Annotated in this window: 8 protein-coding genes; all 8 read right to left on the minus strand. The window is 67.3% G+C overall.

Annotated elements, in window-relative coordinates; genetic code table 11:
- Nucleotides 1–110 precede the first annotated feature (110 nt).
- On the minus strand, nucleotides 111–1,109 hold the full coding sequence (locus BN1132_RS10855; RefSeq protein WP_042077494.1) for a lipid A deacylase LpxR family protein: 999 nt from the start codon (nucleotides 1,107–1,109) through the stop codon (nucleotides 111–113).
- The gene (locus BN1132_RS10860; protein WP_042077495.1) at nucleotides 1,109–4,207 is read right to left on the minus strand and encodes an efflux RND transporter permease subunit; all 3,099 of its coding nucleotides are present in this window, start codon (nucleotides 4,205–4,207) and stop codon (nucleotides 1,109–1,111) included. The genes BN1132_RS10855 and BN1132_RS10860 overlap by 1 nt, the downstream gene beginning before the upstream one ends.
- Nucleotides 4,204–5,322, minus strand: coding sequence for an efflux RND transporter periplasmic adaptor subunit (locus tag BN1132_RS10865; protein ID WP_042077497.1), 1,119 nt, complete (start codon nucleotides 5,320–5,322; stop codon nucleotides 4,204–4,206). The genes BN1132_RS10860 and BN1132_RS10865 overlap by 4 nt, the downstream gene beginning before the upstream one ends.
- Nucleotides 5,319–6,779 carry an efflux transporter outer membrane subunit gene (locus tag BN1132_RS10870; RefSeq protein ID WP_209428963.1) on the minus strand — a complete coding sequence of 487 codons (1,461 nt, stop codon included), beginning with the start codon at nucleotides 6,777–6,779 and terminating at the stop codon, nucleotides 5,319–5,321. Before BN1132_RS10870 ends, BN1132_RS10865 begins: the two co-directional genes overlap by 4 nt.
- A 162-nt stretch (nucleotides 6,780–6,941) precedes the next feature.
- A complete protein-coding gene (locus BN1132_RS10875; RefSeq protein WP_042077501.1) occupies nucleotides 6,942–7,157 on the minus strand; it encodes a hypothetical protein in 216 nt (71 codons plus the stop codon).
- A gap of 96 nt (nucleotides 7,158–7,253) precedes the next feature.
- On the minus strand, nucleotides 7,254–7,865 hold the full coding sequence (locus BN1132_RS19180) for a nitroreductase family protein (protein WP_084202823.1): 612 nt from the start codon (nucleotides 7,863–7,865) through the stop codon (nucleotides 7,254–7,256).
- A 311-nt stretch (nucleotides 7,866–8,176) separates the two neighbouring features.
- Entirely contained in the window at nucleotides 8,177–9,769 is a 1,593-nt protein-coding gene (locus tag BN1132_RS10885) for an ATP-binding protein (protein ID WP_157005407.1), read from the minus strand.
- The gene (locus tag BN1132_RS19185) at nucleotides 9,699–10,193 is read right to left on the minus strand and encodes a hypothetical protein (RefSeq protein ID WP_459348703.1); all 495 of its coding nucleotides are present in this window, start codon (nucleotides 10,191–10,193) and stop codon (nucleotides 9,699–9,701) included. Before BN1132_RS19185 ends, BN1132_RS10885 begins: the two co-directional genes overlap by 71 nt.
- Nucleotides 10,194–10,252: the final 59 nt, after the last annotated feature.

The raw sequence follows: 10,252 nt of genomic DNA on the forward strand, positions 1-10,252 counted from the left end.
GCCATCATGGCTCCCGTTTTTTTATGAAGGGCGCTGTGCTCTGCATCTGGCGCGAGGGCAACCTCGGCCCGGACGCTGGCTGCCGGCGAACGCGCCCAGGGGGATGGCGATCACAGCACCCATGACAGGCTCAGGGTGCCAAAGTCGGTCTGCTCTCGCTGGGTGTCGAAGGTCTCGGTGAAAAAGGTGCGGGCGAACCCCAGGGTCAACTTGCCGCGCCGCAGGCAGAAGCCGAAGGAGCCCATGCCGATGACGGGCTCGGTATCGACGGCGTGGCTGGTGCGAAACAGGGTGCCGTCGAGGGGCAGGTAGTGGACGACCCCGTAGGCGCCGCCCCCGCCAAAGAGCGAGACCGACCAGCGGTTCTGCGGTGCAATGCCGACCGTGGAGGCGGCATTGAGGCCGGAGCGCAGGGCGGTGACCCCCAGGGCATCCACCAGATCCCAGCCTATTTCGCCATAGAGGCCGACCCCGGCCCCGGTGAAATAGTTGCCAACCCCGGCGGTGGCCAGGGGTACCAGGCGCCACTCCAGCTCGGCCGCCGTGTGTCCGGCCGCCGCGAGGTGGGCCACCGTGTAGTTGAGGTTGACGACGGGTTCGTTCGGCAACTGGGTATCCCAGCCTTGCGGCTTGTCGGCCCCGATCAGACGATGGAACTCCCGCTGGGTGTCATCGGCCTGGGAGGCGGGCCCCACCACCCCCAGCCTGAGCTGCCAGGCGTGGTTCCAGTCCCACCTGCGGGCATAGAGGGTGCTGTCGACCACCAGCACCCCTGAGTAGGGCTGATCGTCGACATCGGGATGGGGCTCCCCGATGTCGTCCGGGGTGTTGATCTCCTGGGCCAGGGCCCAGGAGGCATAGTTGGTGTAGCCCTCATCGGCCACGAACGGCAGGAATGCCCAGAAGCGGGTCCATTGACCTAGGGGGTCATCGTCCTCCCGAGCGATGGCCTCAGAGACCCAGGCTATCCCCACGCCATTGGTGTAGTTGTTGTCTGAGCCGGTAAAGACGTCGTTCTCCACCGTGAGGGTCAGGGTGCCATCCCCGGCCTGGCTGGCGCCGCTCAGCAGCAACCCCGTCAACATCAGCGCAGTGCGTCCCTTGTTCACTATGCCCGCTCCTCTGCGCCAGAGGCCTGCGCCAGGGTGGACCCGGTCTCCTTGACCGGGGCGATCCGGAACCAGGCCGCATAGAGGGAGGGCACGAAGAAGATGGTCAGCAGGGTGGCGATGGTCAGCCCGCCCATGATGGCGATGGCCATGGGGCCCCAGAAGACGCTGCGTGTCAGGGGGATCATGGCCAGCACGGTGGCCGCCGCCGTCAGCATCACCGGGCGGGCCCGCATCACGGCGGCTTCGACCACGGCGCTCCAGGGATCCCGGCCACCGGCCGTCTCTATCTGGATCTGGTCGATCAGGATCACCGAGTTGCGCATGATCATGCCGCACAGGGCGATGACGCCCAGGATGGCGACGAAGCCCAGGGGAGCCTGGAACACCAGCAGGGCGGCCACCACGCCGATCATCCCGAGGGGCGCGGTCAAGAGCACCATGGCCATCAGGGAGAAGCTCTGCAACTGCAGCATCAGGATCAGCAAGATGGTGATCAGCATCACGGGGGCCACGGCGATCAGCGCCTCGTTGGCCTTGTTGCTCTCCTCGACCGCACCGCCGACGTCAATCCGGTAACCGGACGGCAGGGTCGCCTCCAGCTCCTTGAGCAGGGGGGTGATGGCCTGGGTCACGGAGACCGCCTGGGCACCGTCCACCACGTCGGCCCGCACCGTGATCGCCATGTCGCGGTTGCGCCGCCACAGCACAGGCTCTTCCAGCTCATGGCGCACGGTCGCAATCTGCGACAGGGGCACCACAGTGCCCTGGCTCGTGTAGAGGTTGATGTCCTTCAGGGTCTCCACATCCAGTCGCTCCGAGGGAATGGCGCGGGCGACCACGTCGACCAGCTCCTCGCCGTCGCGCAACTGGGTCAGGGTCACCCCCTGCATCAGGGACTGGGTCGCCATCGCCACCTCGGCGGGGGAGAGCCCCAGGGCGCGCACCTTCTCCTGATCGAGCGCCACATTCAGAGCGCGCACCGGATCGTTCCAGTCGAGCTGGACGTCGCGCACCTGGGGATTGCTCGCCACCAGGTGCTCGACCCTGCGGGCGATGGCGCGCACCACCTGAGTGTCGGCGCCGACGATGCGGTACTGGATCGGGAAGCCCACCGGCGGGCCGAGCTCGAGGCGGGTGACACGCACCCAGGCCTGGGGAAACTGGTCGCCGGCCATGGCCATCAGGCGCGAACGCACGCGCTCGCGGGCCTCCAGATCCTTGGTCATCACCACGAACTGGGCATAGCCCGGGTTGGGCAGCTCGGGATCCAGGGAGAGGTAGAAGCGCGGTGCGCCGGCGCCCGTGTAGGCGGTGTAGAAGCGCACGTCCTCGTCCTTGGCCAGCAGCTGCTCCAGGCGTGTTACCTGCTCTGTGGTCGCGGCGAACGAGGCCCCCTCCTTGACCCGCAGCTCGACGATGAGCTCGGGCCGCGTGCTGTTGGGGAAGAACTGCTGCGGCACCAGCCTGACCGCCAGCACGGCCAGCACCAGGGCCCCGAAGGTGATGCCGATGACCAGCCAGCGGCGCGCGATGGCCTGCTGGATCCAGCCGCGCAGCCGGCGGTAGCCCTTGGTGTCATAGGGGTTCCCCTCGCCATGGTGATGGCCGAGCTGGGCGGGCAGCATCTTGACGGCAAGGTAGGGGGTGAAGAGGCCCGAGCAGAGCCAGGAGAAGACCACCGCCACGCCGACGATCCAGAAGATGCCGCCGGCGTACTCACCCGTGGTGGACTGGGAGAAGCCCACCGGCATGAAGGCGGCGGCGGTGATCAGGGCACCGGACAGGCGGGGCATGGCGGTCGCCTTGTAGGAGTAGGCGGCGGCCTTGACCTTGTCCCAGCCCGCCTCCATCTTCACCACCATCATCTCGAGGGCGATGATGGCGTCGTCCACCAGCAGGCCCAGGGCGATGATGAGCGACCCGAGGGAGATTCGCTCCAGATTCCAGCCGGTCCCCAGCATGAAGATGGCGACCATGCACAGCACCAGGGGCACCGACAGGGCGACCACGATGCCGGTGCGCCAGCCCAGGCTCAGCAGGCTCACGATGACGACGATCACCAGGGCCTCCACCAGGGAGCGCTCGAAGTCCCAGACCGCCTCCTTGACCGTGGTGGGCTGATCGGCGACCTGCTCGAGCTCGACCCCGTAGGGCAGCTCGTTCTGGATCTGTGCGATGACGGTCTCAAGCGCCTCGCCCAGCTGGACTATGTTGCCGTCATTGGTCATGGAAATGCCCAGCATCAGCACCTGCTGGCCGTTGTGGCGGATGCTGTAGGTCTGGGGATCCTCATAGCCGCGGCGCACCGTGGTGAAGTCGCCGAGCTTGATGACGCGCCCGCCTGCGGCAATGGGCAGGTTGCGGATGTCGTCGAGACTGCGGAACTGGCCGCTGATCCGCACATAGATGCGGTCGGAGGCGGTGTCGAGGGAGCCTGCCGGCAGGACGGCATTCTGGCTCTTCAGGGCCGTCATGATCTGCACGGGCTGGATGCCCAGCGCCGCCAGGCGCTCGTGGGAGAACTCGATGTAGACTCTTTCCGCCTGCTTGCCGAGCAGATCCACCTTCTTGACCATGGGCACCTTGAGCAGGCGGCGCTTGATGATCTCCGCCTGATCGGCGAGATCCGCGAGGCTGACCCCGTCCCCCTTGATGGCGTACATCAGGCCGTAGACGTCGCCAAATTCGTCGTTGAATATGGGGCCCACGACGCCTTCGGGCAGCTCGAGCTCGAGATCGCTGAACTTCTTGCGCGCCTGATACCAGGCCTCCTGCTGATCCGCCTTGGAGGTGCCCCCCTTGACGGTGATCAGCATGCCGCCGAACCCCTGGCGGGCGAAGGTCTTGACCTTCTCGAAGTGATCGAGCTGCTCGAACTTCTTCTCCATGCGGTTGAGCACTTCATCCTGGAGCTGCTGCGCCGTGGCGCCGGGCCAGACCACCATGGCGGTCATGGAGGGCACCGAGAAGTTGGGGTCCTCCAGCTGACCCAGCCTGCCAAAGCCCAGGGTCCCCGCCACCGTCACCAGCAGGATCAGGAACAGCACCACGGCGCGGTGGCTCAGCGCCCATTCGGTGAGATTGAACGATTTCATGGGGTCACTTCCTCACGTTCAGAGCGGGATGCGGATGCGGCGGCGGGCAGGGCGACTCTCAGCCCTAGCGCCATCTTCTGCACCCCGGCGGTGACGACGAGGGCGCCCTCGGCGGGACCGGAGACGAGCACCTCGTCGCTGCGATAGCCCTGGATGGCGACCTTGACCAGCTTGACGGTGCCCGTATTGCCCTTGCCGTCCTGTTGCACCGTCCACACGGCCGGCACCCCCTGCTCCTGGGTCAGGGCCGTGGCGGGGAGGGTGGCGACGCGGGTGCCCTCATCGGTGCGCTCGGCGATCAGGGTGGCGGTCGCCCCCAGCGGCAGTGCTCTGGGCTCGACCGGCTTGAGGCGGGCACGGTAGGTGCGGGTCTGCGCCGAGGCCTGGGCCGAGAGCTCGCGCAGCTCGACCGCAAAATAGCGCTCCGGCGCCGTGGCCAGCGCGGCCTTGTAGCGTGCGGCCTTGAACTCGGCCAGCCGGTTCTCGGGAATATCCGCCACGATTTCCGGCTTGCCCTCGTTGGCGAGGGTGATGACGGGCTGACCCGCCGCCACCACCTGGCCTGTTTCCATGCGCAGCGCCGTCACCACGCCGCTGATGGGGGCCCGCAGCTGGGTGTAATTGACCTGGTTGCGGGCCAGCTCGAACTGGCGGGCCTCCGCCTGTGCCGCCGCCCTGGCGGTGAGCAGGGTGCTGTGTGCCTGCTCCTCGTGGGAGGCGCTGACGGAGCCGTTCTTCTTCAGCTCACTGAGGCGCTGCCAATCCGATTCGGCCTGCCAGGCGGCCGCCTTGGCCGCCGCCAGACGCTGGCGGGCGGCCTCTTCGGCGAGCAGGTAGTCCGCATCATCCAGGATGGCGAGCACATCGCCCTCTTTCACGACCTGGCCGACATCGACCTTGCGCACCAGCACCTTGCCGCCAATGCGAAAGGCCTGTTCGACCTCGTAGCGGGAGGCGACCGAGGCAAAATAGCGCTGGCTGTCGCGCAGGCTGTCGTAATGAAGCGCCATGGTGTTCACCGGTCTGAGTGCGCCCGTGGAGGGGGCGGGCTCGGAGCAGGCACACAGCAAGGCAGTAAGGGTGGCGGCACTGGCCGCGGCGACGAAGGATTTCACGACGATTCCTCGTTAGTGGATAAAGGGGGGGGGGTGATGCGCTTGGATACGGCTGTCTCGGGGGTATGGGTTGTCGCCGGCTCGAAGGCCTGCCAGCCACCGCCCAGCGCCTTGAACAGCGTCACACTGTCGAGCAGGGCCTGGGTCTGGCTGTCATTGGCGCCGAGCTGCACGGTCAGGCGTGCGCGCTGGGCATCGAGCAGCGGCAACAGATCGATCTGTCCCCGCTGATAGAGGGACTCGGCGTGCTTGAGGGCCATTTGCGCCGACCGTGCGGCCCCTTGCAGCACGTCTGCCCGCTCACGCTCGTCGCGCAGGGCGACCAGGCTGTTCTCCACATCCTCGAGCGCACGGACGATGCCATCCTCGTAGCGCAGCAGCGCCTCGGACTGGGCGCTCTCGGCGATCTCGTTGACGGCGCTGGTTCGGCCCCAGTCCAGCAGCGGCATCGTCATCAGGCCGGCGAGGTTGCCAAAGCGGGCCGATCCGAGCGCCATGCCGTTCACATCCAGATCCTCGCGACCGAACAGGGCGCTGACGAACAGGCGGGGGAACCACTGCGTTTTTGCCTGCTGGCGACGCCAGTTCGAGGCTGCCAGCTGGGCACGCAGCGCCAGCAGGTCCGGGCGACGCTCCAGCAGGCTGGCCGGTTGTCCGGGGCGTACCGGCGGGGTCTTGATGACGGCCTGGGAAGGGGTGATCCTGGCGGTCGCCGGCTGGGCGCCGATCAGCACGGCGAGACGATGGCGCGAGACGGCGATCAGGGTGGCGAGTCGCGGCATGGCCGCCCGTGCCTGGGCGGCATCGGTGCGCGCCCGTTCGACATCGAAGGGGGAGGCCAACCCGACCTGCTGGCGCGCCGTCACCAGACGCAAGGTCTCGTTCTGGGCCTCCGAGATGGCGTGTACCGTCTCCAGCTGGCGCTGTGCGCCGACCAGGGTGAAATAGTTGCTGGCCACATCCGTCAGCACCAGCAGACGCACGCCGCGTGCCTGCGCCTCGCTGGCCTCGGCCTCTGCCGCGGCGGCGGCCGCGCCGGCCCGCAGACGGCCGATGAGATCCACTTCCCACGAGACGCTCAGGCCCGCGGAGAGACTGCTCGTCTCGGGGGCGGCCTGCCGCGCGCCACTGTCATAGCCGTTGTCGCTGTGGCCGGCACTGCCCGTCACCCCCAGGTTGGGCAGGAGGACGGAGCGGCTGACTGTCTCTCCCGCCCGGGCGGCGCGCACGCGCTGGGCGGCGATGCGGATGTCGCGGTTTGCGTGGGCCGCCTGGACGATCAGCTCGCTGAGCACAGGATCGCCGTAGCTCTCCCACCACTGCACGTCCGGCTCGGCCGCCTCCCGCGAGGTGGCGAAGCTGGCGGGGAGATCCAGGGTGGAGTCTAGTTGGGGCGTGGTGCAGCCAGCCGAGGCAAGCGCCAGGGCAGAGGAGACCAGGGCTGGGATGACGCGCATCCTTCGCGGGCGCGGGGCCCGGGAGATGGCAGGTGCTGGAGACATCGTATAACTCGCATCATGGGGTGGACGGGATCGGGTAGGCAGACTAGCAAGCCGGGCCGCGGCCATGGTCAGGAAGGGGTCGGACTTTGGTCGGAAATGGGTGGGAGCGGGTGGCCGTCAGGGAATGGGGTCAGGACTCTGCCCGGGGGCGTCCTCGCGCTCGAGATCCCGCTCCATCAGGCCGTGCAGCTCCTGCGCCGATGCGAAGTGGCGCTGCGTGCCGGAGACGAGGTTTTCAAGGCGCCCATGGAGCGCATCTGGCGTGGCGTCCCGGTCCAGCTTGACGACGTACATGCGATGGAGGGGGTATTGGGGATCGGATCTGAGGATCATGGGCAGCATCCATCAATATTCGGGCTTGCCGCAGAAGATTACGGGAGTACGAGGGCGAAGTGGTGGATAAAAGGTCGGAATTGGGTGGCGATCTGTTCACAGTCGCGTCATGAAGAGCTCCGTCGGCAGGGGGAGAGAGGGCGGCTCGATATCGCTAGCGGCATGCTGGCCCAGACCCACCATCACGACGCTGCGCCATCCCCGTTCGGCCAGCCCCAGCTCGGCATCCAGCCAGTCAGCATCAAAATCATCCACGGTGCAAGTGGCCAGGTTCAGGGTCGCCGCTCCCAGCAAGAGTGCGCCCAGGGCCATGTAGATCGGGTGAGAGGCGCCGGCGAGGGCTGCCTGCTCTGTCGCGTGCTCCCGGGGGGCTGCCGGATATTCGGCATGGTGCCCGGGGACGGCCGTCGGCAACGCCCCATCATCGGCGGCCCGCCTCTGCCCTGTTCTGGCGCACAGCACCACGATATGGGACGCCTTGTGGAGCTGGCAGGGGGCGAAGGGGAGCGCCCCGCTGACCACCGCATTGATGCGCCGCTTCGCATCCTGCGAGGAGGCCACCATGACATGCCAGGGCAGGCGGCGCTGTGATGGCTGGCCAAGGCAGGCCAGCGAGCAGAGCTCGTCGATGATCGACTCTGGCAGGGGCCTGCCTGAGGCGAATCTATCCTTGCAACGGCCTGACTGACGGCAATCACAGATATCCATGGGGGCACCGGTATCACGTAAATGGAGGCAAGAGGTCGCCGGAAACGCGTGAATGCGACCGATGGCGGCGTCAGGTACAAGGGGCTCCTGGCCTGCCGTTCAATCCCCCTGTGTCCATGGCTGGGTCTGAATGACGGGGATCGCCAGGCCCTGTCGAGGGTGTTGGCGAGGCGGGGGCCAGAGGATCCCCCTTCTCACACCAGGACGCGGGCCAGTGGCCGGATCACGCTCATTACCTGTCGCAATCGAGTATAAGAACGACGAATGGGCATGTGGTCAGGGAGAGGTGGGGATTCGGTCGGGAGGGGCGCTTATTGAGCCGCCTTGCCGTTTGCAAGGGGGCGCACCGTCCTGACAAGGGGGGCGGGCTCTCCCTGCGCGGCGAGTCGCTCTTCCCATCCGGCGAGCGCCGCCCTCTCTTCTGACGTCGCAGCACCCTGGTCGCAAAGGGCGGTCAATGCCATGACCTCGAGCCATGGCGCGGCTTGGGCCATGGCCTCGGCGCGTGCATGGCGTGCCGAGGTTGCCGCGGCCGTCACGTCGCCCCTGGCCTGCTCTGTGGCCGCGCGAAGCAGCAATAATTGCGGCAGGACGATGCGCTCCCCGTGGCTGTGCACGAACGCCAGCGCCTGCGCCAGCGTCGCCTGGGCTCCTTCCCACTCCTGCTGGAGGACCAGGGCCTCGGCGGCATAGCCCAGGGTTTCGCTGCTCCCTGACAGCATCCCGAGCGCCCGGTTCTCTTCGTAAGCCAGGCAGATCTGGCGGCCTCCTTCCAGGGGGCTGCCGCAATGGCTCTCTGCCCACCCCTGGAACCAGCGGCAGGCCGCCTTACCCTGGGCAAGGGAGAAGCGGTCGACGAGGGTCGCCATCTCTCCGGCCAGCGCCGCGACTCGCGCCACGTCGCCATGCCGGATGGCACAGAGCGCATCGCACCAGAGGGTAAACATCAGCGCCATCGGCTGGGCAAGGTGGCGGGAGCGGGCATAAGCCTGCCGGAGGCGTTCGCGCGCCTGATGGAACAGCCCCAGCTGGGCGAGGGAGAGACTCAGCAAGGCGAGCACAGTCGCCTGGGGATCGGCGATGAACCCGATGAAATTGTGCTCTGTCGTCGCCGTCGCCTGCTCGAGGGCCGGCAACGCCAGCTCCAGTACCTCCCTGGCCGCCAGATGATGGCCCTGCATCATGAGCGCATGCCCCTGTATGGTGCAGGCTGCCAGCGTCAGCAGGGGATCCGCCCTCTCGGTGGCGAGGGCTTGCGCCCGTGCGGCTATGGCCAGCGCCTCGTCATACTCGGCCCGAAAATCGAGCAGCAGGCCAAAACCGTGCAGTGCCAGGCCGGCCATGGGATGCGATGGCACCTCGACGAGGCGCCTGGTCGCACGCTGGTAGGCCGCGCGGGTGTCGTCCCCGGCCCCCAGGGTGTGGAAGGCGGCGCAGCCGCGCAGCGTGGCCAGGGTGATCTCGAGCGCATGGCGCTGGGCACTCTCCGGCATCTGATCGATCAGAAAAAGCGCCCGCTCGGTCAACCCGATGCACTCGACGGGGCTGAGATGGAGCAAGGCCGCCCGGGCCGCCTCGGCATAATAGCCAAGCGCCTTCATGGGCTCACGGCCCCGATCGAAATGCATCGCCAGTTCGGCGGCCGTTGCGCTCCCGTCCTGCTGGAGCAGGGCCCCTATCTTGCCGTGCCAGGCGGCGCGCACCGCGCCGGGCAAGCCGTCATAAAGGCGCTGACGGAACAGCTGGTGGTGGAACACGAAGGAGGGCATCACCCCGAGTGCGGGTTCGCTCGATGTGACTTCCGTCAGCCAGAGCCGCTCCCGTGCCAGCCGATCACAGAGCTCCGCCACCTGCACAGGATCGCTGTCCAGCACCCGTGACAGCATGTCGAGACGCAGTGTCATGCCAAACACGGCGGCCGCCGTGNNGGGCGAGGACCTCGTTGGCGAGGGATGCCACGAACAGGGGCACGCCACTCGTGCGTTCATGCAGGGCCTTCACGAATCTGTCCTCGGCGGCCAGCGTCGGCAGCCGCGTGCAGACATAGGTCGCCACATCCCGCTCGGAGAAGGCGTCGAGCAGGATCTCTTCGCACAAGCCCTGCGGGCGCAGCTCGTGTCTGAGCTCGTTGAGAGGATGATCCTGGGCGATGATCTCGGTCAGGCGGAAACTGCCAAGCCACATCAGGCGGCTGTGGCTGCGCCGGCGGGCGAGATAGTCGACAAGCTGCAGGGTGGAGGGATCGCCCCAGTGCAGGTCTTCGGTGATCAGCAGCAGTGGCTGATGCTCGGTGTAACGATCCAGAAACTCGCTCATCTCCCGCAACATGCGCTGCGGGTGGGCGCCGACCAGTTCATTCAGCAGGGCTTCTCGCTGCGCGGCCGAGC

Source organism: Aeromonas sanarellii, from assembly GCF_000820085.1.
In the GTDB taxonomy this organism is placed as follows: Bacteria; Pseudomonadota; Gammaproteobacteria; order Enterobacterales; family Aeromonadaceae; genus Aeromonas; species Aeromonas sanarellii.

What these genes read in the sequence shown, in the direction of transcription:
- BN1132_RS10860 (WP_042077495.1), bottom strand. Translation starts at nt 4,207, where the DNA reads ATGAAATCGTTCAATCTCACCGAATGGGCGCTGAGCCACCGCGCCGTG.
- BN1132_RS10870 (WP_209428963.1), bottom strand. Translation starts at nt 6,779, where the DNA reads ATGCGCGTCATCCCAGCCCTGGTCTCCTCTGCCCTGGCGCTTGCCTCG.
- BN1132_RS10875 (WP_042077501.1), bottom strand. Translation starts at nt 7,157, where the DNA reads ATGATCCTCAGATCCGATCCCCAATACCCCCTCCATCGCATGTACGTC.
- BN1132_RS19180 (WP_084202823.1), bottom strand. Translation starts at nt 7,865, where the DNA reads ATGGATATCTGTGATTGCCGTCAGTCAGGCCGTTGCAAGGATAGATTC.
- BN1132_RS10885 (WP_157005407.1), bottom strand. Translation starts at nt 9,769, where the DNA reads ATGACACTGCGTCTCGACATGCTGTCACGGGTGCTGGACAGCGATCCT.